General features: G+C 71.5%; 20 protein-coding genes and 1 pseudogene. 3 read left to right on the top strand and 18 right to left on the bottom strand.

Annotation, left to right across the window (positions count from 1 at the left end; translation table 11 throughout):
- Positions 1–7: 7 nt before the first annotated feature.
- Positions 8–457 carry a DUF948 domain-containing protein gene (locus ABEB07_RS06535; RefSeq protein ID WP_176148244.1) on the bottom strand — a complete coding sequence of 150 codons (450 nt, stop codon included), beginning with the start codon at positions 455–457 and terminating at the stop codon, positions 8–10.
- Between the two features lie 196 nt (positions 458–653).
- Between ABEB07_RS06535 and ABEB07_RS06530 the strand changes: the two are divergent.
- Positions 654–2930: pseudogene (locus ABEB07_RS06530) on the top strand (ATP-binding protein).
- On the opposite strand, the gene rpsD reads toward ABEB07_RS06530, so the two are convergent.
- The 5 genes from rpsD to ABEB07_RS06505 form a co-directional block, all read right to left on the bottom strand.
- Entirely contained in the window at positions 2931–3545 is a 615-nt protein-coding gene (gene rpsD / locus ABEB07_RS06525) for a 30S ribosomal protein S4 (RefSeq protein WP_018570215.1), read from the bottom strand. It abuts the pseudogene before it with no gap.
- Between the two features lie 297 nt (positions 3546–3842).
- Positions 3843–5198 (bottom strand): replication-associated recombination protein A, encoded by a 1356-nt coding sequence (locus tag ABEB07_RS06520; RefSeq protein WP_164588911.1) that lies wholly within the window; start codon positions 5196–5198, stop codon positions 3843–3845.
- 92 nt (positions 5199–5290) lie between these two features.
- On the bottom strand, positions 5291–5947 hold the full coding sequence (locus ABEB07_RS06515; RefSeq protein ID WP_164588910.1) for a vitamin K epoxide reductase family protein: 657 nt from the start codon (positions 5945–5947) through the stop codon (positions 5291–5293).
- Positions 5948–6215: 268 nt separating this feature from the next.
- Entirely contained in the window at positions 6216–7478 is a 1263-nt protein-coding gene (gene hisS, locus ABEB07_RS06510; RefSeq protein ID WP_345667405.1) for a histidine--tRNA ligase, read from the bottom strand.
- A gap of 11 nt (positions 7479–7489) precedes the next feature.
- Positions 7490–8203, bottom strand: a complete 714-nt coding sequence (locus ABEB07_RS06505) for an MBL fold metallo-hydrolase (protein WP_176148246.1) — start codon at positions 8201–8203, stop codon at positions 7490–7492.
- 180 nt (positions 8204–8383) lie between these two features.
- On the opposite strand from ABEB07_RS06505, the gene ABEB07_RS06500 reads away from it, so the two are divergent.
- Positions 8384–9205, top strand: a complete 822-nt coding sequence (locus ABEB07_RS06500) for a peptidylprolyl isomerase (protein WP_164588907.1) — start codon at positions 8384–8386, stop codon at positions 9203–9205.
- A 138-nt stretch (positions 9206–9343) separates the two neighbouring features.
- The gene (locus ABEB07_RS06495) at positions 9344–10573 is read left to right on the top strand and encodes a DUF349 domain-containing protein (protein WP_345667404.1); all 1230 of its coding nucleotides are present in this window, start codon (positions 9344–9346) and stop codon (positions 10571–10573) included.
- A gap of 72 nt (positions 10574–10645) precedes the next feature.
- On the opposite strand, the gene ABEB07_RS06490 is transcribed toward ABEB07_RS06495, so the two are convergent.
- The 12 genes from ABEB07_RS06490 to ABEB07_RS06435 all read right to left on the bottom strand — a co-directional run bounded on the left by ABEB07_RS06490 (position 10646) and on the right by ABEB07_RS06435 (position 23025).
- A complete protein-coding gene (locus ABEB07_RS06490; protein ID WP_164588905.1) occupies positions 10646–13171 on the bottom strand; it encodes a RelA/SpoT family protein in 2526 nt (841 codons plus the stop codon).
- A gap of 207 nt (positions 13172–13378) precedes the next feature.
- On the bottom strand, positions 13379–13918 hold the full coding sequence (locus ABEB07_RS06485; RefSeq protein WP_176151878.1) for an adenine phosphoribosyltransferase: 540 nt from the start codon (positions 13916–13918) through the stop codon (positions 13379–13381).
- Positions 13919–13923: 5 nt separating this feature from the next.
- Positions 13924–15039, bottom strand: a complete 1116-nt coding sequence (gene secF, locus ABEB07_RS06480) for a protein translocase subunit SecF (RefSeq protein ID WP_164588904.1) — start codon at positions 15037–15039, stop codon at positions 13924–13926.
- A gap of 3 nt (positions 15040–15042) precedes the next feature.
- Positions 15043–16836, bottom strand: a complete 1794-nt coding sequence (gene secD, locus ABEB07_RS06475; RefSeq protein WP_345667403.1) for a protein translocase subunit SecD — start codon at positions 16834–16836, stop codon at positions 15043–15045.
- Between the two features lie 131 nt (positions 16837–16967).
- Positions 16968–17465, bottom strand: coding sequence for a preprotein translocase subunit YajC (gene yajC, locus ABEB07_RS06470; protein WP_176148249.1), 498 nt, complete (start codon positions 17463–17465; stop codon positions 16968–16970).
- A gap of 163 nt (positions 17466–17628) precedes the next feature.
- Positions 17629–18699 carry a Holliday junction branch migration DNA helicase RuvB gene (ruvB, locus tag ABEB07_RS06465; protein ID WP_345667402.1) on the bottom strand — a complete coding sequence of 357 codons (1071 nt, stop codon included), beginning with the start codon at positions 18697–18699 and terminating at the stop codon, positions 17629–17631.
- 28 nt (positions 18700–18727) lie between these two features.
- Positions 18728–19333, bottom strand: a complete 606-nt coding sequence (gene ruvA / locus ABEB07_RS06460) for a Holliday junction branch migration protein RuvA (protein ID WP_164588900.1) — start codon at positions 19331–19333, stop codon at positions 18728–18730.
- Positions 19330–19896, bottom strand: a complete 567-nt coding sequence (ruvC, locus tag ABEB07_RS06455; protein WP_164588899.1) for a crossover junction endodeoxyribonuclease RuvC — start codon at positions 19894–19896, stop codon at positions 19330–19332. The genes ruvA and ruvC overlap by 4 nt, the downstream gene beginning before the upstream one ends.
- 112 nt (positions 19897–20008) lie before the next feature.
- Positions 20009–20761, bottom strand: coding sequence for a YebC/PmpR family DNA-binding transcriptional regulator (locus ABEB07_RS06450; RefSeq protein ID WP_164588898.1), 753 nt, complete (start codon positions 20759–20761; stop codon positions 20009–20011).
- 78 nt (positions 20762–20839) lie between these two features.
- Positions 20840–21451, bottom strand: coding sequence for a pyridoxal 5'-phosphate synthase glutaminase subunit PdxT (pdxT, locus tag ABEB07_RS06445; RefSeq protein ID WP_164588897.1), 612 nt, complete (start codon positions 21449–21451; stop codon positions 20840–20842).
- A gap of 7 nt (positions 21452–21458) precedes the next feature.
- On the bottom strand, positions 21459–22307 hold the full coding sequence (gene pdxS, locus ABEB07_RS06440) for a pyridoxal 5'-phosphate synthase lyase subunit PdxS (RefSeq protein ID WP_234311763.1): 849 nt from the start codon (positions 22305–22307) through the stop codon (positions 21459–21461).
- A gap of 175 nt (positions 22308–22482) precedes the next feature.
- Complete coding sequence (locus tag ABEB07_RS06435) at positions 22483–23025, bottom strand: LemA family protein (RefSeq protein ID WP_345667401.1); 543 nt, start codon at positions 23023–23025, stop codon at positions 22483–22485.
- Positions 23026–23032: the final 7 nt, after the last annotated feature.

Genomic DNA, 23032 nt, shown 5'->3' with positions numbered 1-23032 from the left:
CTAGTCCTTACTTCTCCCGGTTGTTCCGCTTCCCCCGCCGTGCGGCCGGGACGGTGCGGCCCACGATCACGGTACGCCTCGACGCCTTGGCGGGCACGTCCTCCTTGCGGCCGCCCAGGGCCCGGCGCACGCCGTAGCCGAAGGCGGCGACCTTCACCAGGGGGCCGCCGAAGGTGGAGGCGACGGTCGTCGACAGCGCGGACGCGTTGGAGGTGACCTCCTGGACGTCGGAGGCGATGGCGTCGACGCGGTCGATCTGGGTCTGCGCGGAGCGCACCGCCTGCGACGCGTCGGACAGCAGCGGAACGGCCTGGTCGGTCACGTCCGCCACGAGCTTGGTGGTCGCCTTGAGCGTCTGGGCCAGCCTCGCCAGCGCCACGGCGAGGAAGGAGACCAGGATCGCCCAGAAGACGGCCACCAGGATCCCGGCCACCTCACCACCGGACACTGTGCGCACCCGCTCCCTGAAACGTGCCTGAACTTCGGGACTGTCCGGAAGATCTAGAACGCCTGGCACCTAGAACACCGAGAAAGCCGTACACCGAGCCTATCGCGCCCGGGGCGGGGCTCCGTACCGGATTACCGCCGGTGCGCCGCGCGGCGCGGACCGGCGATTGTACGGACCGATTACGGTTCAGTACGCTCCGTGTCCCATGCGAGACCCCATGCGTGACTCCACGCCGGCCGGCCGGTCCCCGGGCGGCGGCGCCGCGGGCAATCTGCCCGCCGAACTCGACGCGTTCGTCGGCCGCGCGGCCGAACTCGACGCGCTGGCGCGGACGCTCGGCGCCGCGCGGCTGGTGACGGTGACCGGCGTGGGCGGGGTCGGCAAGTCGCGGCTGGCGGCGCGGGCGGCCGCCCGCCCGGCGGCGCCGGACGGCGTGTGGCGGGTGGACCTCGCGCCGCTCCAGGACCCGGAGTTCCTGGACCACGCCGTGGTGGAGGCGATGGGGCTGACCGACCACACCACGCGTCCGCCGCGCGAGGCCCTGCTCGCTCATCTGGCCGAGCGCCAGCTGCTGCTGGTGCTCGACGGGTTCGAACACCTGGCGGACGCCTGCGCCGGCCTGGCGGCCGAGCTGCTCCGGCGGACCCCGGGGCTCACGGTGCTGGCCGCGGGGCGGCGGCCGCTGGGGGTGGCGGGCGAACGGCTGTTCCCGCTGGCACCGCTGGGCGCGGAGGACGCCGCCGAACTGCTGGTGGCGCGGGCCGCGCAGCAGGACGTCACGGTGGACGGCGGCGATCCGGCGGTACGGGAGCTGTGCCGGCGCCTGGACGGGATCCCGCTGGCGATCGAGCTGGCCGCGGGACGGCTGCGGGCGCTGTCGCCGGTGCGGCTGCTGGAGCGCCTCGACGACCGGTTCCGGCTGCTGACCGGCGGCGGCCGCGACGCCCTGCCTCGGCACCGCACGCTGCGCACGGCGATCGGCTGGAGCCACGAGCTGTGCACGCCCGCCGAGCGGCTGCTGTGGGCGCGCCTGTCGGCGTTCGCCGGGCCGTTCGACCTGGAGGCCGCCGAGTACGTGTGCGGCGGGCGCGGTCTGCCCTCCGAGGACGTCCTCGACGTGCTGACCGAGCTGCTGGCGCAGTCCGTGGTGGCGCGCGAGGAGACGGCGGCGGGGGTGCGCTACCGGATGCTGGACACGGTGCGCGCCTACGGCGCCCAGTGGCTGGCGGCGGCCGGGGACGCGGAGCGGCTGCGGCGCCGGCACCGCGACTGGTACGTCGGGCTGGCCACCTGGTGCGAGCTGGAGTGGTTCTCGCCCCGGCAGCGGGAGGTGGCCGCGCGGATCGAGGCGGAGCTGCCGAATCTGCGCGCCGCCCTGGAGTACTGCATGACCGGCCCGGACGAGGCCCGGCTGGGCCAGTACCTGGCGGGCTGCCTGTGGTTCTGCTGGGCCGGCTGCGGGCGGCTGTCGGAGGGCCGGCACTGGCTGGGGCGGGCGGTGGAGCTGGCGGGCGGGCACGAGCAGTCCCGGCTGCGGGCGCTGGCGACGCTCGGCTACGTGGCCATCCTCCAGGGCGACACGGCGCCGGCGCTGGCCGCGCTGCGCGAGTGCCGGGAGAGCGCGGAGCGCTCGGCGAGCGCGCCGGCGCTGGCGTACGCGGAGCACCGCACCGGCTGTCTGGCGCTGATCACGGACGACGTGGAGCGCGCGGAGCGGCTGCTGCGCTCGGCGCTGGAGCGCTACCGGGAGCTGGGCGAGCTGAACAGCACCGTGCTGATGGGCCAGGTGGAGCTGGCGATGACGCGGGCGTTCCAGGGCGATCTGCCGGACGCGGTGCGGTTGTGCGAGGACGTGCGCCGGGTGTGCGAGGAGCACGGCGAGCGCTGGACGCGCGCGTACGCGCTGTACGTCCTGGCGTACGCGGCCTGGCGCGAGGGGAACCTGGGCTGCGCGCGGGAGCTGCTGGTGGACTGTCTGGGCAGCGCGCACGGGTTCCGCGATCTGCTGGGCTCGGTGCTGGCGGTGGAGCTGCTGGCGCTGGTGACGGCGGCCGAGGGCGACGCGGCGGAGGCGGCGGTGCTCCAGGGGGCCGCGGCCGGCATGTGGCCGGCGGTGGGGCTGCGGCTGTTCGGCTCGGCGCACTACAACGCCCCGCACGAGCTGTGCGAGGCGATGGCCCGGGAGCTGCTGGGCGACGAGCGGTACGAGGAGTGCGTGCGCCAGGGGGCGGGGCTCGGCCGGGAGGCGGCGGTGACGCGGGCGCTGCGCGGCGCGCGCACCCGGTCGCTGCGGCGGCTGCCGGCGCCGCGCGGTCCGGGCGCGGTCCGCCGGCTGCGCTCCCAGCTGTCGAACGGCGACTGACCGGCGGCCCGAGGTGCGTCTTGGGCGCGTCCGGGCCCGGGAACGGGCGAACCCGCCGCCCCGCCCGCCCGGAAGGGCGGCGGGACGGCGGGTCGAGGTGGTGCTACGGCCTGCCGGTGATCAGCGGGCGTAGTACTCGACGACGAGCTGCTCGTCGCAGATCACCGGGATCTCCTTGCGGTTCGGCTCGCGGTCCAGGCGGAACGCCAGGGCCTTGAGGTTCACCTGGAGGTAGCGCGGGGTCTCGCCCTCGGGGGCGAAGCCGCCCTCACGGGCGATGGTGAAGAGCGTCTTCTCCTTGGAGCGGTCGCGGACCTGCACGACGTCGTCCGGACGGACGCGGAAGGACGGCTTGTCGACCTTCTGGCCGTTGACCTGGATGTGGCCGTGGACGACCATCTGGCGGGCCTGGTAGATCGTGCGGGCGATGCCCGAACGCAGGACCAGCGCGTCGAGGCGGCGCTCCAGCTCGATGATCAGGGCCTCACCGGTCTTGCCCTGGACCTTGGAGGCACGCTCGTAGGCGCGGACGAGCTGACGCTCGGACACGTCGTACTGCGCGCGCAGACGCTGCTTCTCGAGCAGACGGACCTTGTAGTCCGAGTTCTGCTTGCGGCCGCGGCCGTGCTCGCCCGGCGGGTAGGGACGGGCCTCGAAGTACTTGACGGCCTTCGGGGTCAGCGCGATGCCGAGGGCACGCGACTTCTTCACCTTGGGGCGGGACTGGTTCGCCACTGTCTCTCATTTCCTAGTTTTCCGGCTTGCCAGGGTTACGGAGGTCGCATCCGCAGCCGGGAAGACCCGCAGGTCCACGAGGGACCCGCTGGGCAGCCGCTTCCTGATCTGGGCACATACGTGCAGCACGCGAGTGGCCCACCGACCGTCCCGGAACCCCGGGTGGTGGTGGGCTGCCCGCGACACCGTTCGACGGTGCGCGACGCTCCTGGAGCCGGTCCGCGAGGACCGGGCCTCCGGCTGACTGTCCCGCTCTGACGGCACGGGACTCAGCACTGTGCAGCAGTCTACAGGCTGCTACGACCGCTTCCGACCGAGGTGCTGGCGGGTCCACTCCACCGCGTCCGCGTAGCGCGCCTCGGCGCCGTGCCGGCTCGGGCTGTAGTACTCGCGGTCCTTGAGGGCGTCCGGCGCGTACTGCTGGGCGGCGATGCCCTCGGCCAGGTCGTGCGGGTAGACGTAGCCCTGCGCGTGGCCGAGCTTGGCGGCGCCCTTGTAGTGCCCGTCCCGCAGGTGCGGCGGCACCGAGCCGGCCAGTCCCTTGCGCACGTCCTCCAGGGCGGCGCCGATCGCGGTCGTCGCCGAGTTGGACTTGGGGGCGAGCGCGAGGGCGATGGTGGCGTGGCTGAGGGTGAGGGCGGCCTCGGGGAAGCCGATCATGGCGACGGCCTGCGCGGCGGCGACGGCCGTGGGCAGCGCGGTGGGGTCGGCGAGGCCGATGTCCTCGCTGGCGGAGATCATCAGCCGGCGGGCGATGAACCGGGGGTCCTCGCCGGCCTCGATCATCCGGGCCAGGTAGTGCAGCGCGGCGTCGACGTCGGAGCCCCGGATGGACTTGATCAGGGCGCTGGAGACGTCGTAGTGCTGGTCGCCGTCGCGGTCGTACTTCACCGCGGCCCGGTCGACCGTCTCCTCCAGCGTGGTCAGGGAGATCTCGTCCTCGCCCTTGTCGAGGGCGGCCCCGGCGGCGGCCTCCAGCGCGGTCAGCGCCCGGCGGGCGTCGCCGCCGGCGATGCGCAGCAGGTGGTCCTCGGTGTCCTCGGGCAGCGCGACCGCGGACTTCAGACCGCGCTCGTCGGTCAGGGCGCGGCGCAGCAGACCGCGTACGTCGTCGTCGGTGAGGGGTTCGAGGGTGAGCAGCAGGGAGCGGGACAGCAGCGGGGAGATCACCGAGAAGTACGGGTTCTCGGTGGTGGCGGCGATCAGGGTCACCCAGCGGTTCTCCACCGCCGGGAGCAGGGAGTCCTGCTGGGCCTTGCTGAAGCGGTGGATCTCGTCCAGGAAGAGGACGGTCTCCTGGCCGTACCCGCCGGTGGCGCGGCGGGCGCCGTCGATGACCGCGCGGACCTCCTTGACGCCCGCGGTGATCGCCGACAGCTCCACGAAGCGCTTGTTGGTGGCCTTGGAGACGACGTAGGCGAGGGTGGTCTTGCCGGTGCCGGGCGGACCCCACAGGATCACCGAGGAGGGCCCGGCCGGGCCGCCCGCGCCTTCGCCGACGAGCCGCCGCAGGGGCGAGCCGGGCTTGAGCAGGTGCTGCTGGCCCACCACCTCGTCGAGGGTGCGCGGGCGCATCCGGACGGCCAGCGGGCTGGCGGCCGGATCCTTCTCCTGGCGTTCTTCTGCTGCGGCGGTGAACAGGTCGGGCTCCACACGGAAACCCTAGGGCACGCCACTGACAACGCCGCCGGCCGTCGGACCCGGGGGCCCGGGTACGACGGCCGGCCTGTTCCGGACGAGAGGGCCTAGGCCCAGAGGCTGCTGCCCCAGCGGGTGAGGATCAGCATGGCGATGACGCCGGTGTGAGTGACCGGGAGCACCCAGGTGAACTCGGCCAGGAACGACTTCACCGCGCGCGGGGCGGGCAGGAAGTCGTTGCGGATGGTGAAGGAGGTGACGTACCAGAACAGGGTGAGGGTGGCGACCCAGGCCAGCGAGCACCACAGGCACAGCGCGTTGATCCGGTACAGCGACTGGAACTGCAGCCAGGTGACGAAGCAGACGCCGAAGAGGGTGCCGGCGTTGAAGGTCAGCCAGTACCAGCGCGGGAAGCGGGCGCGGCCGAGCAGGCTCATGCCGACGCAGATCACCACGGCGTAGGCGGCCAGGCCGAGCATGGGGTTGGGGAACCCGAAGACGGAGGCCTGCTTGCTCTCCATCACGCTGCCGCAGGAGATGATCGGGTTGATGCTGCAGCTCGGCGTGAAGGTCTTGCCGCTCAGCTTGCCTTCGAGGATCTTCTGCTTGTCGATCGTGATGACCCAGGCGGCGAGCAGTCCGGCGGCGCCGCAGATCACCAGCAGCAGGGCGAGGGCGCGGCTGCCGCCGGCCGTCCGCGGTCCGGGGGCCGGGTGCTCGGAGTCGGGCTCCATGGAGACGTCCTTGACTGTCGTCTTGCTCATCACGCCGATTCCGTCGCTCGAGAGTCGGAGGGTGCTTCGGGCAGGGCCATTGTGCCGTACGCGCACGCGTGTGCACCGTTCGGTGCGGATAAGGAAGTGACCGCCGGGAACGCGGTCGCCGTGGGCGTGAGCGGCGCCCACGGCCAGGAGCGGCGTTCACGCCCGTCCACCGAAACCGCCCGACGTGGTGAAGCGCCACGCACGAGGTTGACGTGCCGGGGCGCCGGGCCCCGGTGCGGGGATCCGGCGCCCTCGACGCGCGGGTGGCTCAGCCGAGCCGCGACTCCAGTTCGGCGACGATCTCGTTGACGCCGATGGCCACCTGCTCGCCGGACTCCATGTCCTTGAGCTGGACGACGCCCTCGGCGAGGTCGCGTTCGCCGGCCACGATCGCGTAGCGGGCGCCGCTGCGGTTGGCGTTCTTCATGGCGCCCTTGAGGCCCTTGCCGCCGTAGGAGAAGTCGGCGGCGACGCCGTTCTTGCGCAGCTCGGTGACCTTGGCGAACAGGACGCGGCGCGCCTCCTCGCCGAGCGGGACCGCGAAGACGCTGGTGGCGGCGGGCAGTTGCAGTTCGACGCCCTCCGCCTCCAGGGCCAGGACGGTGCGGTCCACGCCCAGCGCCCAGCCCACCGAGGGCAGCGCGGGGCCGCCGATCATCTCCGACAGGCCGTCGTAGCGGCCGCCGCCGCCGACCGCGGACTGCGAGCCGAGGCCGTCGTGCACGAACTCGAAGGTGGTGCGCGTGTAGTAGTCCAGGCCGCGCACCAGCCTGGCGTCGTCCTCGAAGGAGACGCCCGCCGCGGTGATCAGCTCGCGGACCTCCTCGTGGTACGCCTTGCACGCGTCGCACAGGTAGTCGCGCAGCAGCGGCGCGTCGGTGAGCTGCTTCTGCACGTCGGGGCGCTTGTCGTCGAGCACGCGCAGCGGGTTGATCTCCGCGCGGCGCAGCGTGTCCTCGTCCAGGTCGAGGCCGCGCAGGAAGTCCTGGAGCGCCGTGCGGTACAGCGGGCGGCACTCCTTGTCGCCGAGGCTGTTGAGCAGGATGCGGAAGTTCCTGAGGCCCAGCGAGCGGTAGGCCTGATCGGCCAGGATGATCAGCTCGGCGTCGAGCGCCGGGTCCTCCGCGCCGATCGCCTCGGCGCCCACCTGGGAGAAGTGGCGGTAGCGGCCCTTCTGGGGGCGCTCGTAGCGGTAGTAGGAGCCGGAGTACCAGAGCTTGACCGGCAGGTTGCCGCTCTTGTGGAGGTTGGCCTCCAGGGCGGCGCGCAGCACGGAGGCGGTGCCCTCGGGACGCAGCGCGAGCCGGTCGCCGCCCTTGGTCTCGAAGGCGTACATCTCCTTGGTCACGATGTCGGTGGACTCGCCGACACCGCGCGCGAACAGCTCGACGCTCTCGAAGCCGGGCGTCTCGACGTAGCCGTAGCCGGAGTTGCGCAGCGGGGCGGCGATGGCCTCGCGCACCGCGAGGTACTTGGCGGAGTCCGGCGGGATCAGGTCGTAGGTGCCCTTGGGGGCCTTGAAGGTGCTCACGGAGTCTCTCGTCACATTCCTCGTCGGGGAGCGGGACCGGTGTCCGCTCCCTGGCCGGCCGCCACCTGCCGCAGATACGGGTTGGTGGCGCGCTCCTGGCCGATGGTCGTCTGGGGGCCGTGGCCGGACAGCACCACGGTCGAGTCGTCGAGCGGCAGGCACACGCGGGCCAGCGAGTCGAGGATCTCGGCCATGTCGCCGCCGGGCAGGTCGGTGCGTCCGATGGAGCCGGCGAACAGCAGATCCCCGGAGAAGAAGACCTGCGGGACGTCCGCGGTCTCGGGCATCCGGAACGTCACCGACCCCTTGGTATGGCCCGGCGCGTGCGCGACGGAGAACTCCAGACCGGCCAGCTCCAGCCGGGCGCCGTCGGTCAGTTCCTCGACGTCGTCCGGCTCCCCCACGGTCAGCTCGCCCATCAGCGGCATGCCGATGGAGCGGCCGAGGGCCTTCTCGGGGTCGCTCATCATGTACCGGTCGGCCGGGTGGATCCAGGCCGGTACGCCGTGTGCGCCGCATACCGGGACGACCGAGGCCACGTGGTCGATGTGGCCGTGGGTGAGGACGACGGCGACGGGCTTGAGCCGATGCTTCTTCAGCGCTTCCTCGACGCCTGGGGCGGCCTGGTGGCCGGGGTCGATGATCACGCACTCCTCACCGGCGGCGGGGGCGACGAGGTAGCAGTTCGTCCCCCAGGCCCCGGCGGGGAACCCGGCAATGAGCACGATCGTCCTTCGTTTGTCTCGGTACGGGAGGGCTTCGGCCGGCTGGGCCGGTGATCCGAGCCTACCGGCGCTGCCGGATCCTCAGGTAACCCATATACGGTACGGGGCACACGCAGGCGGTCGACGCACGGGACGCGCGCGTACCGGTCGGCACACGAGACGCAATGAGGAGAGAACCCGGTGGTCAGCCAGGAGCAGCGGCGGCGTCAGCTCGCCCGGGAGAAGTTCTTGCGGCAGCAGCAGCGGCGCACCGACGCGCGGCGCAAGTCGCGCATGCGCAACTCGGTGATCGCGTCGGTGCTCGCCGTCGTGGTCATCGGCGGCGTGGCGCTGTACACGACCGGGGTCCTGAAGAACGGCTCGGACGACGACAAGGCCGCGCCGAGCACGACGCCGAGCGCCTCGGCCACCAGCAAGGCGCCGGACCCGTGCGCCAAGCCGGCCGCGGGCGCGGTGAAGAAGCTGAGCTGGAAGAAGGAGCCGGCGATGACGATCGACACGTCGGCGGCGTACGCGATGAAGCTGGCGACGACGTGCGGCGACATCGACATCGCGCTGAAGACGGCGGCGGCCCCGCACACGGTGAACTCGTTCGACTTCCTGGCGGGCAAGGGCTTCTTCGACCACACCAAGTGCCACCGGCTCACCACCAACGGCATCTACGTGCTCCAGTGCGGCGACCCGACGGCGCAGGGCAACGGCGGGCCGGGCTACACGATCCCGGACGAGAACCTCAAGGACAAGAGCCTGAAGGGCAACGTCTACCCGGCGGGCACGGTCGCGATGGCGAACACCGGCCAGAAGCACACCGGCGGCAGCCAGTTCTTCCTGGTGTACCAGGACAGCCAGCTTCCGCCCAACTACACCCCCTTCGGTACGATTTCGCAGTCCGGCCTGAAGGTGCTCAAGAAGATCGCCGCCGCGGGTGAGAACACGGGCGGCGGCGACGGGGCGCCCAACGCGACGGTCGTCATCGACAAGGCCACGGTCACGAAATCCTGATCGTCAACTGCGTAATTTCGGTCGCGCTGGATGCGGACAGGCAACCCGCCGGTCGCCTATGTTGGCCGTGACGAAACTGTGGACGATGCCCGGGGGAGCCACGAAGCCCCCTCGCGGGCATCATGTGGAGGAGGCGCTGTGAGCAGCGACCCGTGGGGCCGCGTCGACGAGACGGGCACCGTGTACGTGCGTACGGCCGACGGCGAGCAGGTCGTCGGTTCCTGGCAGGCCGGCTCCCCCGAGGAGGCGCTGGCCTACTTCGAGCGCAAGTACGAGGGCCTGGTGGTCGAGATCGGCCTCCTCGAGAAGCGGGTGCGGACCACCGACCTGTCGTCGAAGGACGCGCAGGTCGCCATCGGCCACATCAGGGAACAGGTCGACGCGCACCACGCGGTCGGTGATCTCCAGGCGCTGCGCGCCCGGCTGGACAAGCTGGTCGAGACCGTCGAGTCGCGGCGCGAGGAGCGCAAGGCGCAGCGCGCCCGGCAGACGGACGAGGCCCGGCACGCCAAGGAGTCGCTGGTCGCGGAGGCGGAGGAGCTGGCCCGTTCCGACCAGTGGCGGGTGGCCGGTGAGCGGCTGCGGGCGCTGGTGGACACCTGGAAGGGGCTGCCGCGGCTGGACCGCAAGTCCGACGACGAGCTGTGGCACCGCTTCTCGCACGCGCGCTCGGCGTTCTCCAAGCGGCGCAAGGCGCACTTCGCGCAGCTGGACGCGCAGCGCGAGGACGCCCGCCGGATCAAGGAGCGGCTGGTCGGCGAGGCCGAGGCGCTGTCCGGCTCGACGGACTGGGGGCCGACCGCGGCCCGCTACCGCGATCTGATGGCCGAGTGGAAGGCCGCGGGCCGCGCCCAGCGCGAGCACGAGGACGACCTGTGGAACCGTTTCCGCGGCGCCCAGGACGTGTTCTTCGCCGCGCGCGGTTCGGTGTTCGCCGAGCGCGACGCCGAGCAGACGGAGAACCTCAAGCTGAAGGAGGAGCTGGCCGAGGAGGCCGAGCGGCTGCTGCCGGTCAGCGACCTGAAGGCCTCCCGGGCCGCCTTCCGCACGATCAACGAACGCTGGGAGGCCATCGGCCATGTGCCGCGGGACGCCCGGCCCAAGGTCGAGGGCCGGATGCACACGGTCGAGCGGGCCCTTCAGGAGGCCGAGGAGGCCGAGTGGCGCCGGACGAACCCGGAGGCGCGTGCGCGTGCCGAGGGTCTGACCGGTCAGCTCCAGGCCGCCGTGGACAAGCTGCGCGGTCAGATCGAGCAGGCGCGCGCCCAGGGCAACTCCTCCCGGGCGGACAAGCTGGAGAAGGAGCTGGAAGGCCGCCAGGCGCTCCTGGACCAGGCCCTGAAGGGTCTCCAGGAGTTCGGCGGCTGAGCACCCCTTCCGCATGACTGAGGGCTCCCGTACGGCGCGTACGGGAGCCCTCAGGCGTGTGCCGGACAGGCTCTAGGAGCGGTTGCGCGCCGAGGTCACCCGGTACACGTCGTAGACGCCCTCCACGCCGCGTACGGCCCGCAGGACGTGGCCCAGGTGCTTGGGGTCGCCCATCTCGAAGGTGAAGCGGGAGGTGGCGACCCGGTCGCGGGAGGTCTGGACGGCCGCGGAGAGGATGTTGACGTGCTGGTCGGACAGGACGCGGGTGACGTCCGACAGCAGCCGGGAGCGGTCCAGCGCCTCGACCTGGATGGCGACCAGGAAGACGGAGGACTGGGTGGGCGCCCACTCGACGTCGAGGATCCGCTCGGGCTCGCGGGAGAGCGACTCCACGTTGACGCAGTCGTTGCGGTGCACCGAGACGCCGCTGCCGCGGGTGACGAAGCCGATGATCGGGTCGCCGGGCACCGGGGTGCAGCAGCGGGCCAGCTTCACCCACACGTCGTCGACGCCCTTGACGACGACCCCCGGGTCGGCGCTGGAGCGGCGCTTGCGGCCGCGGCCGCGCGCGGGCGGCAGCTCCTCGTCGATCTCGTCGGTGGCGGCCTCCTCGCCGCCGAGGGCCTGCACGAGCTTCTGGACGATGTTCTGCGCCGAGACGTGGCCCTCGCCGATCGCCGCGTACAGCGCGGAGATGTCGGAGTAGCGCATCTCGTGGGCGAGGGTGACCAGCGAGTCGCCGGTCAGGATCCGCTGGATCGGCAGGTTCTGCTTGCGCATGGCGCGGACGATGGCGTCCTTGCCCTGCTCGATCGCCTCGTCGCGGCGCTCCTTGGAGAACCAGCCGCGGATCTTGTTGCGGGCGCGCGGTGACTTGACGAAGCCGAGCCAGTCCCGGGAGGGGCCGGCGCCGGTCGCCTTGGAGGTGAAGACCTCCACCAGGTCGCCGTTGTCCAGGGTGGACTCCAGCGGCACCAGACGGCCGTTGACCCGGGCCCCTATGGTGCGGTGGCCGACCTCGGTGTGCACGGCGTAGGCGAAGTCCACGGGGGTGGCGCCGGCCGGCAGCGCTATGACGTCGCCCTTGGGCGTGAAGACGAAGACCTCGTTGCGGGAGAGGTCGAAGCGCAGCGACTCCAGGAACTCGCCGGGGTCCTCGGTCTCCTTCTGCCAGTCCAGCAGCTGCCTGAGCCACGCCATGTCGTTGATGGCGGCCGAGTCCTTGCCCGACTTGCCGGCGGGCGACTTCGGCGCGTCGGTGCGGACCTTGGAGGCGCCGGCGACGGCCTCCTGCTTGTACTTCCAGTGCGCGGCGATGCCGTACTCGGCGCGGCGGTGCATGTCGAAGGTGCGGATCTGGAGCTCGACCGGCTTGCCGTTGGGGCCGATGACCGTGGTGTGCAGCGACTGGTACATGTTGAACTTGGGCATCGCGATGTAGTCCTTGAACCGGCCGGGGACCGGGTTCCATCGCGCGTGCACGGTGCCGAGGGCGGCGTAGCAGTCCCGGACGGTGTCGACCAGGACGCGGATGCCGACCAGGTCGTAGATCTCCGCGAAGTCGCGGCCGCGGACGATCATCTTCTGGTAGACGCTGTAGTAGTGCTTGGGGCGGCCGGTGACGGTGGCCTTGATGCGGGCGGCGCGCAGGTCGGCCTGGACCTCGTCGGTGACGACGGCCAGGTACTCGTCGCGCTTGGGCGCGCGTTCGGCGACGAGGCGGACGATCTCGTCGTACATCTTGGGGTAGAGGATCGCGAAGGCGAGGTCCTCCAGCTCCCACTTGATGGTGTTCATGCCCAGGCGGTGGGCGAGCGGCGCGTAGATCTCCAGGGTCTCGCGCGCCTTCTTCTCCTGCTTCTCGCGCTTGAGGTAGCGCATGGTGCGCATGTTGTGCAGGCGGTCGGCGAGCTTGATGACCAGGACGCGGGGGTCCTTGGCCATGGCGACGACCATCTTGCGCACGGTCTCGGCCTGCGCGGCCTCGCCGAACTTGACCTTGTCCAGCTTGGTGACGCCGTCGACGAGCAGGGCGACCACGTCGCCGAAGTCGCGGCGCAGGTCCTCCAGGCCGTACTCGGTGTCCTCGACGGTGTCGTGCAGCAGGCCGGCCATCAGGGTGGCCGGGTCCATGCCCAGTTCGGCGAGGATGGTGGTGACGGCGAGCGGGTGCGTGATGTACGGGTCGCCGCTCTTGCGCTTCTGGCCGCGGTGCCAGCGCTCGGCGACCTGGTAGGCGCGCTCGATCTGGCGCAGCGTCGAGGTCTCGATCTTGGGGTCGTTGCTGCGCACTATCCGCAGCAGCGGTTCCAGGACCGGGTTGTAGGGGTTGGCGCGCTGCACGCCGAGGCGGGCCAGGCGGGCGCGGACGCGGTTGGAGGAGCCGGAGCGGGCGCCGGAGCCGCCGGCGGAGCGCACGGGCGGAGCGGGTTTGGGGCGCGAGGCCTCGGCGGTCTTCTCGACCGGCGCGGACTGGGCGTGCTCGACCGCCCGCCGGGTGTCGTTCTTCGCGTTCGACCCCTTCGGCGCGGGCTTCGCCGCGGACGCCGAGGCGGACTCGGGCTTGGCGGCGGTCAGTGGCTGGGCCTCGTCTGGCAAGAGGACTCCTCGTGCGCGATCCGGGTCCCCCGGGCAGGCTCCGGAAACCCCATGGTAGCGATCCCGGGCCGTGGCATCGCCTTCAGTCCGGGTGCGCGGTCCGTTCATTGGTCAAACACCGGAGACGGGCACCGGATTCCTCCGGGCCCGCCTCTTTCGGTGCTTTCCGTACGGATACGGGGATTTCGTCCCCTTTCCGCGTCCTGGTCAGACCTGGAGCAGCGCCTCCAGGGGCGCTCCGGCCAGGGCCGGTTCGAGTCGGCCGCGGCCGCCCAGGAAGCCCAGCTCCATCAGGACGGCGACGCCGGCGATCTCCGCGCCCGCCCGGCGGATCAGCTGGAGGGACGCCTCGGCGGTGCCGCCGGTGGCCAGCACGTCGTCGACGACCAGGATCCGGTCGCCGGCACTCAGGTCCTCGGCGTGCACCTCGATCTCCGCCGAGCCGTACTCCAGGTCGTAGGCCTGGCGCAGGGTCGCTCCGGGGAGCTTGCCCGCCTTGCGCACGGGGATGAAGCCCAGGCCGGCGCGGACCGCGACCGGGGCGCCGAGGATGAAGCCGCGGGCCTCCAGGCCGACGATCTTCGTGGCGCGGGTGCGCTCGGCGATCTCGGCGAACGCGTCGGTCAGGGCGGTGAACGCCGCCGGGTCCGCCAGGAGCGGGGTGATGTCCTTGAACATCACGCCCTGCTCCGGGTAGTCCTCCACATCGCGGATCCGGCTGAGCAGCAGTTCCTGGATGTCGGTCATCACGGTCACCGGCGCTTCCCGGAGGGCCGGCCGCGGCCCCGGCTGCGGGAGGCGCCCTGCTCGCGCGGTCCGACGACCGCGGGCGCGGCGTCCGCGGTCTCCTCGTCGAAGGAGGCTCCGGCGCGGTCCGCGACCGGCTCGCCCTGGGCCTCGGCCTGCGCCCGCTTGGCGAGCACCCGCTTCCTGAGGGCCTTCATCTGCGGCTCGCGCTCCTTGAGGTCGGCGACGAGCGGCGTGGCGATGAAGATCGAGGAGTACGCGCCGGCCGCGAGGCCGACGAACAGCGACAGCGAGATGTCGTTGAGCATGCCCGCGCCGAGCACGCCGCCGCCGATGAACAGCAGGCCCGCCACCGGCAGCAGCGCGACCACCGTGGTGTTGATGGAGCGCATCAGCGTGCCGTTGATCGACAGGTTGGCGATGTCGCTGTAGGTCCAGCGGGTCTGCTTGGTGATGTCCTTCGTCTGCTCCTTGAGGCTGTCGAAGACGACGACCGTGTCGTAGAGCGAGTAACCGAGGATGGTCAGCAGACCGATCACGGTGCCCGGCGTGACCTCGAAGCCGACGAGGGCGTAGATGCCGGTGGTGATCGTGATGTCGTGGATCAGGGCGACCAGGGCGGCCAGCGCCATCCGCCACTCGAAGGCGATCGCCAGGTAGATCACGACCAGGACCATGAAGATCGCCAGGCCCTCCCAGGCCTTGTTGGCGATCTGCTTGCCCCAGCTGGGGCCGACCAGGTCGGCGTTGATCTGCTCGGCGTTGACCTTCAGGTCCTTGGAGAGCGTGTCCTTGATCTCGTCGGACTTGCCGGTGTCGATGCCCGCGATCTGGATGCGCAGGCTGCCGTCACCGAGCTTCTGCACGATCGCGTCGTGGCCGGAGGCCTCCACGGCGTACGTCTCGGCCTGGCTGACCGAGGTCGACATGTGCTTCGGCGTGGTGAAGACCGCTCCGCCCTGGAACTCGATGCCCATGTTCAGGCCGCGCACCGCCAGGCCGAGGATGGCCGTGATGGTGATCAGGATGGAGATGCCGTACCAGATCTTGCGGTTCTTGACGAAGTCGTAGCCGACCTCGCCACGGTGGAGCCGGGCGCCGAGGGAGCCGATCTTCGACATCGCTCACGCCTCCTTCGTGTCGACGGGGCGGGCGGGGCGGCGGGTACGGCGCAGCGGCGGCTTGGCACCCAGGGCCTTCGGGTCGAGACCGGACAGCTTGTGGCCGTTCGCGTAGAACTTCCTGCGGGCCAGGATCGTCATCAGCGGCTTGGTGAACAGGAAGACGACGACCACGTCGAGCAGGGTGGTCAGACCGAGCGTGAACGCGAAGCCCTGCACCTTGCCGACGGTGACGATGAAGAGCACCGCGGCGGCCAGGAACGAGACGAAGTCGGAGACCAGGATGGTCCGCCGGGCCCGCGGCCAGGCGCGCTCGACGGCGGGCCGCAGCGTGCGGCCCTCGCGGATCTCGTCCCGGATGCGCTCGAAGAACACGATGAAGGAGTCCGCAGTGATGCCGATGGCCACGATCGCGCCGCACACGGCGGGCAGGTTCAGCGCGAAGCCGATGGCCGGGCCGAGCAGCGACATGATCACGTAGGCGAGGACCGCCGAGACCAGCAGCGAGGGGATGGCGATCAGCGACAGGCCGCGGTAGAAGACCAGCAGGTAGACGACGACCAGGGCGAGGCCGATGGCGCCCGCGATCAGGCCGGCGTGCAGCTGGTCGCCGCCGAGCGCGGCCGTCACGGTGGTGACGCTGTCCTCCTTGAAGGTCAGCGGCAGGGCGCCGTAGGACAGCATGTTGGCCAGGTTCTGCGCGGACTGCTGGTCGAAGCTGCCGGAGATCTGGGCGTTGCCGCCGGTGATCGCGGTGGTGACCTGAGGGTCGGAGACGACCTCGCCGTCCAGGACGATCGCGAACTGGTTCTGCGGCGACTGGTTCTGGGCCAGCTTGCCGGTGACGTCGGCGAACTTCTTGCCGCCCGAGCCGGTGAAGTCGAGCTGGACAATCCAGCCGGCGGCGCCCTGCGTGTCGAAGACCGCCTGGCCCTTCTTGACGTCCGTGCCGTCGACGGCGGCCTTGTCGAGGACGTACTTCTGCCACACGCCCGCGTTGTTCTTGCCGCACGCGACGGTCGGCTCGGTGGGCAGCGCGCCCTTGCCGGCGGTGGCCCGGACGCTCTCCTTGGAGCAGTCGAGGGCGGCGTACTGGGCCTGGAGCTTGGCGGTGGCGTCGTTGCCCGCGCTGCCGCTCGGGGACGGGGAGCCACTGGCCTTGGGGGTGCTGGAGGACTTGGCGGAGCCGGTGGCGCCGCCGGACGGGGTGGCGTCGGCCTTCAGGGCGTCGGTGACGGCGCGGCCCTGCTGGGTCGCGGTCCCCGACGGACTGGCGGAGCCGGAGGTCGCCTTGTCACCCGAGGTCGCCTTGTCGCCGGAGCCCGTCGTCGCCTTGCCGGAGGGGCTGGCGGACGTGCTCGGCGACGGGCTGGCCGTGGCGGCGCCGGCGGACAGCTCGGTCGCGATGACCGGGCGGAAGTACAGCTTCGCGGTGGTGCCGACCTGCTCCCGGGCCTGCTTGGAGTTCGTGCCCTTGGGGATGTTGACGATGATGTTGTCGTCGCCCTGGGTCTGGACCTCGGCCTCCGAGACGCCAAGACCGTTGACACGCCGCTCCATGATGTTCACGGCCGTGTTCATGTTGGTCTTGTTGATCGCGGATTCCTGACCGCGCTCGGGGACCGCCCGCAGGGTGATGCTGGTACCGCCGGCCAGGTCGATGCCGAGACGCGGGGTGGTGTTCCCCGAGGCGAACATGCCGCCGGTGAGCGCCACGATGGCGATCAGGATGAGGGCCAGCGAGCGCCATGGCTTGCTCTGGGCGCTCGCGCTCCGGCCCTTCTTAGGTGCTGCCACCTTCTCGTACTCCCTCTCGGGCCGCTCCGCGCCGGGTCAGCCCGGTGGCGGCCATGACATGGTGTCGGGATCCCGCGCGAAGTGAACACGTCCCAGGGCGCGCGGGCGGTGCCGCGCGCCCCGAGTGGTGACTACTTCGCCTCGGAGTCGCCGTCGGTCTTCTTCGGCTCTGCGTCCGCCTTCGCCTCGGTGGCGGCGCCGGCCGGTCCCTCGGCCGCGTCCTTCTTCCCGAGGTCGATGGGCTTGTCGTCGGAAGCGGTGGAAGCGTCGGCGGCGGGCTCGTCGGTCTCGGTGAGGGAGGAGGCGTCGTCGGGAACGAGGTCGGCGTCGGACTTCAGGTCGTGCTCGATGCCGTGGACGATGCGGTTGTACTCGTCGTCGGACAGGACGGTGGCGATCGCGTTCTTGGCGAACAGCAGTTCCACGCCCGGACCGGCGTCAACGAGGACCGTGTCGTCGCTGACCTCCTTGACCGTGGCGTACATGCCCCCGATGGTGCGGATTCCGCTGCCGGGCTGCATCTGGTTCCGCATGTCGGCGGCCTGAGCCTGCTTGCGCTTGGCCGACCGGGTCATCAGGAACATGGCCCCGATGAGCACGATGAACGGGAGGAGGGTCACGAGACTCACGGGTCGGAACTTCCTTCACACGACCGCGATGGGGGCGGCCTGATGGTTGGGGGTGTGCGTGCCGTCGACAAGGGCGGCATCGGCGGAGTCTAAGCGAGTCCGCGCGTGGGGAACAACGCTCAGCATGGCACCTGGGTTCCTGCTCGGGCCAATGCCGCACGCATCACGCCCCGAACAAGTCCCCTTGTCCGTTTCCCGCGGTCTGCGAACGCGGCGGCGTCAGTCCGAGGTGCGCCCAGGCCGCGGGGGTGGCGACCCGCCCGCGGGGGGTGCGGGCGAGCAGGCCCTCCCGTACCAGGAAGGGCTCGGCGACCTCTTCCACGGTCTCACGTTCCTCCCCGACCGCCACCGCGAGCGTCGACAGGCCCACCGGTCCGCCGCCGAAGAGCTTCAGCAGGGCGTGCAGCACGGCGCGGTCGAGCCGGTCCAGGCCGCGCGGGTCGACCTCGTACACGGCGAGGGCCGCGGCGGCGATCTTCCGGGTGATGACGCCGTCCGCCTTGACCTGCGCGTAGTCGCGCACCCGGCGCAGCAGCCGGTTGGCGATGCGGGGCGTGCCGCGGGAGCGGCCGGCGATCTCGGCGGCGCCGGCGGTGTCGATCTCGACGTCGAGCAGGCTCGCCGAGCGGTGCACGACGCGCTCCAGTTCGGCGGGCTCGTAGAACTCCATGTGCGCGGTGAAGCCGAAGCGGTCGCGCAGCGGGGGCGGCAGCAGACCGGCGCGGGTGGTGGCGCCGACCAGGGTGAAGGGGGGCAGCTCCAGCGGGATGGCGGTGGCGCCGGGGCCCTTGCCGACGATGACGTCGACGCGGAAGTCCTCCATCGCCATGTAGAGCATCTCCTCGGCGGGCCGGGACATCCGGTGGATCTCGTCGAGGAAGAGGACCTCGCCCTCCTGGAGGGAGGACAGGATGGCGGCGAGGTCGCCGGCGTGCTGGATGGCGGGGCCCGAGGTGATCCGGATGGGAGCGCCCATCTCGGCCGCGATGATCATCGAAAGGGTGGTCTTGCCCAGGCCGGGCGCGCCGGAGAGCAGCACGTGGTCGGCGGTCGCGCCGCGCGCTCGGGCGGCGCGCAGCACGAGGTCGAGCTGTTCGCGCACCTTCTCCTGGCCGATGAACTCGCCCAGGTCCTTGGGGCGCAGGGCGGCCTCGACGGCCTGGTCCTCGCCGTCGGCGACAGAGCCCACCAGCCGTTCGCCGGCGGGCGTGTCGGTCGTGTCGTCCCAGTTCATGTCTGCTCTGCCTCGGGAGGGTGGTGGGTCAGCGGGCTCGGTTCAGGGTCTGCAGGGCGGCCTTCAGCAACTGCCCGACCTGCGGCGGGCCGCCGGCGGCCTCGGCCTGCGGGGCCACCGCCGACACGGCCTCGTCGGCCTCGCGGGTGGCGTAGCCCAGGCCGATGAGGGCGGCGTGCAGCTGGTCGCGCCAGCCCTGGGTGACGGGGGCGCCGACCGCGGGGGCGCCGACCGGTTCGCCGAGCCGGTCCTTCAGTTCCAGCAGGAGTTTCTGGGCGCCCTTCTTGCCGATGCCGGGCACCGCGGTGAGTGCCTTCTCGTCGCCGGTGGCGACCGCGCGGCGCAGGGCGTCGGGGCTGTGCACGGCGAGCATGGCCTGGGCGAGGCGGGGGCCGACGCCGCTCGCGGTCTGCAGGAGTGCGAAGACCTGGCGCTCGTCGTCGTCGGCGAAGCCGTACAGGGTCAGCGAGTCCTCGCGGACGACCAGGGAGGTGTGCAGCTTGGCGGGCTGTCCGATCCGCAGGGTCGACAGCGTGTTCGGGGCGCACAGGACGGTCATGCCGACGCCGCCCACCTCGATCACCGCGGTGTCGGGGGCGAGTGCGGCGACGGTGCCGCTGACGAAGGCGATCATGCCGTACGGCCTTTCGGTGTCATCGGGGTCATCGGGGTCATCGGTGCTCCGGCCGCGTGCCGGGCGACGGCCTGCTGGAGCCGGTTCTGGGCGGGCGCCCGCCAGATGTGGCAGATGGCGAGCGCGAGGGCGTCGGCGGCGTCGGCGGGCTTGGGCGGCGCGGCGAGCCGCAGCAGCCGGGTGACCATGGCGCCGACCTGGGCCTTGTCCGCGCGTCCGCTGCCGGTGACGGCGGCCTTGACCTCGCTGGGGGTGTGCAGGGCGACGGGGATGCCGCGGCGCGAGGCGCACAGGATGGCGACGGCGCTGGCCTGGGCGGTGCCCATCACCGTGCGCACGTTGTGCTGGCTGAAGACGCGCTCGACGGCGACGAACTCCGGGCGGTGCTCGTCGAGCCACTGCTCGACGCCCTGCTCGACGGCGACGAGGCGGCGGCCGAGGTCGGCGTCTGCGGGGGTGCGGACCACGCCGACGCCGATCATGGTCAGCGGGCGGCCCGCGACGCCCTCCACGACACCGATCCCGCACCGGGTCAGTCCCGGGTCCACCCCCAGTACGCGCACGCCCCGCCCCTTCCGTCTGCTGTTCGTGCAGGCTATCGGGCGCCACTGACAACGGCGGCGGGCCGGGGGACGTGTCCCTCCGGCCCGCCTGGGTCGCCGTGCGCGCGGTGCGTTACGCGTCGACCTTCTCCATGACCTCGTCGCTGACGTCGAAGTTGGCGAAGACGTTCTGCACGTCGTCGCTGTCCTCGAGCGCGTCGATCAGCTTGAAGATCTTCCGGGCGCCCTCCTCGTCCAGCTCGACCTGCATGGTCGGGACGAAGTTGGAGTCGGCGGAGTCGTAGTCGATGCCCGCCTCCTGGAGCGCGGTGCGGACCGCGACCAGGTCGGTGGCCTCGCTGAGCACCTCGAAGCTCTCGCCGAGGTCGTTGACCTCCTCGGCGCCCGCGTCCAGGACGGCGCCCAGGACGTCGTCCTCGCCCAGCTCGCCCTTGGGGACGATGATGACGCCCTTGCGGTGGAACAGGTACGACACCGAGCCCGGGTCGGCCATGTTGCCGCCGTTGCGGGTCATGGCGACACGGACGTCGGAGGCGGCGCGGTTGCGGTTGTCGGTGAGGCACTCGATGAGCACCGCGACGCCGTTGGGACCGTAGCCCTCGTACATGATCGTCTCGTAGTCGGCGCCGCCGGCCTCGAGACCGCCGCCGCGCTTGATGGCCGAGTCGATGTTCTTGTTGGGCACCGACTGCTTCTTCGCCTTCTGGACGGCGTCGTAGAGCGTCGGGTTGCCCTCCAGGTCGACGCCGCCCATGCGCGCCGCGACCTCGATGTTCTTGATCAGCTTCGCGAAGAGCTTGCCACGCTTGGCGTCGATGACGGCCTTCTTGTGCTTCGTCGTAGCCCATTTAGAGTGGCCGGACATCTGCCTGTCTCCTTCGCGTAAACCATCCTGTACGAACGCTCCCGGGCCTGCGGCAGCCGGGAGGTACCCCCGCAGATCCTACAAGGACTCCGCGGGCCGCATCGCGCGCACCATGTCGACGAACAGGGCGTGCACACGGTGGTCGCCGGTCAGCTCCGGGTGGAACGACGTGGCCAGCGCGTTGCCCTGGCGGACGGCGACGATGTGGCCGTCGTGCTCGGCGAGCACCTCGGCGCCGGCGCCGACCGACTCGACCCAGGGGGCGCGGATGAAGACGCCCTCCACGGGGTCGCCCGCGACGCCTTCCACGGCCACGGCGGCCTCGAAGGACTCGTTCTGGCGGCCGAAGGCGTTGCGGCGCACGATCATGTCGATGCCGCCGATGGTCTCCTGGCCCGAACGCGGGTCGAGGATCTTGTCGGCGAGCAGGATCATGCCGGCGCAGGTGCCGTACACGGGCAGGCCGGCGCGCACCCGCGCGCGCAGGGGTTCCATCACGCCGAACAGGACGGCGAGCTTGGAGATGGTGGTGGACTCGCCGCCGGGCAGGACCAGGCCGTCCACCTCGGCGAGTTCTTCGGGGCGCCTGACCGGCCTGGCCACGGCGTCGGCCGCGGCCAGGGCGATGAGGTGCTCCCGTACGTCGCCCTGGAGGGCCAGGACGCCGATGACAGGGGCTTCGTCGCTCATGGAGTGGTTACCAGCCGCGGTTGGCGTAGCGCTCGGTCTCGGGCAGGGTGTCGCAGTTGATGCCGACCATGGCCTCGCCGAGGTTGCGGGACGCGTCCGCGATGATCTTCGGGTCGTCGTAGAAGGTGGTCGCCTTCACGATGGCGGCGGCGCGCTTGGCCGGGTCGCCGGACTTGAAGATGCCGGAGCCGACGAAGACGCCCTCGGCGCCGAGCTGGCGCATCAGCGCGGCGTCGGCGGGGGTGGCGACACCGCCGGCGGAGAACAGCACCACCGGGAGCTTGCCCAGTTCGGCGACCTCGCGGACCAGCTCGTAGGGGGCGCGCAGCTCCTTGGCGGCGGCATAGAGCTCGTTGTTGTCGAAGCCGCGCAGCTTGGCGATCTCGTTCTTGATCTGGCGCAGGTGACGGACGGCCTCGACGACGTTGCCGGTGCCGGCCTCGCCCTTGGAGCGGATCATGGCCGCGCCCTCGGCGATGCGGCGCAGGGCCTCGCCGAGGTTGGTGGCGCCGCACACGAAGGGGGTGGTGAAGGCCCACTTGTCGGAGTGGTTGACCTCGTCGGCCGGGGTGAGGACCTCGGACTCGTCGATGTAGTCGACGCCGAGGGACTGGAGGACCTGGGCCTCGACGAAGTGGCCGATGCGGGACTTGGCCATGACCGGGATCGAGACGGCCTCGATGATGCCCTCGATCATGTCCGGGTCGGACATGCGGGCCACGCCGCCGTCCTTGCGGATGTCCGCCGGGACCCGCTCCAGGGCCATGACCGCGACGGCGCCCGCGTCCTCGGCGATCTTCGCCTGCTCCGGCGTGACGACGTCCATGATCACGCCGCCCTTGAGCTGCTCGGCCATGCCGCGCTTCACCCGCGCGGTGCCGGTCTCGGGGGTCTGGGCGGAGTCGGAAAGCGTGGTGGACACGGGTGACCTCACTCGGGGGGAAAAGAGGGGGTTGGTGCATCAGTGAGGAAACGCGAGTGGACCAGTCCACGGCAAGGGCCAATGCCGAGCCGGTGGATCCTTTTGCCCGTTACGCCGCGCGGTCCACAAGCGCGGCCGGCGGCTCGTCGTCCATCTCGAAGGCCAGCGGGAAGGGGGCGTGGCCGGCCAGCCGGAACCAGCGCACCTTGCGGTGTTCGCGCAGTCTGCGGGCCGCGCCCACGGCGTCGTTGTGGAAGCGGCGGGCCATCGGCACCCTGCGCACGGCCTCGGTCAGCTCGCGCGCCGCCGCCTCTCCCCCGGGCGCCTCGCGGACCGCCTCGACCTGGTCCGCCTCGGCGAACACCGCCCTGAGCGCCTGGCTCAGCTCGCTCTCGGCGACCTCGCGCTGGTCCTCCTCGGACTGCCGGGCGGCGTGCGCGGCCTCGTACAGCACGATCGAGGCGGCCGGGTCGAGGACTCCGGAGGTGGCCAGCTCCTGGGCCACGGAGGCGCGGCGCAGCAGTTGCGCGTCGAGCGCGGCGCGGGCGGCGTCGATCCGGGCGTGCAGCCGGTCCAGCCGGCCCGCCGTCCAGCTCAGGTACAGCCCGACGGCGACGAGGGCGACGAGGATCCAGACGAACGTTGCGATCACGGGCGGC

The sequence above is a fragment of the Streptomyces similanensis genome, from assembly GCF_039543625.1.
Lineage (GTDB): Bacteria > Actinomycetota > Actinomycetes > Streptomycetales > Streptomycetaceae > Streptomyces > Streptomyces similanensis.
This window is presented reverse-complemented; position numbering and strand designations above follow the sequence as displayed.

Coding starts and splice junctions, on each gene's coding strand:
- ABEB07_RS06515 (WP_164588910.1), bottom strand. CDS start 5,947: ATGAGCAAGACGACAGTCAAGGACGTCTCCATGGAGCCCGACTCCGAG.
- secF (WP_164588904.1), bottom strand. CDS start 15,039: ATGTCGAAGATCGGCTCCCTCGGCGCCCGGCTCCACCGTGGCGAGGTC.
- ruvB (WP_345667402.1), bottom strand. CDS start 18,699: ATGAACTGGGACGACACGACCGACACGCCCGCCGGCGAACGGCTGGTG.
- pdxS (WP_234311763.1), bottom strand. CDS start 22,307: ATGGCCGAGCAGCTCAAGGGCGGCGTGATCATGGACGTCGTCACGCCG.
- pdxT (WP_164588897.1), bottom strand. CDS start 21,451: ATGAGCGACGAAGCCCCTGTCATCGGCGTCCTGGCCCTCCAGGGCGAC.
- ABEB07_RS06450 (WP_164588898.1), bottom strand. CDS start 20,761: ATGTCCGGCCACTCTAAATGGGCTACGACGAAGCACAAGAAGGCCGTC.
- ABEB07_RS06485 (WP_176151878.1), bottom strand. CDS start 13,918: ATGACCGACATCCAGGAACTGCTGCTCAGCCGGATCCGCGATGTGGAG.
- ruvA (WP_164588900.1), bottom strand. CDS start 19,333: ATGATCGCCTTCGTCAGCGGCACCGTCGCCGCACTCGCCCCCGACACC.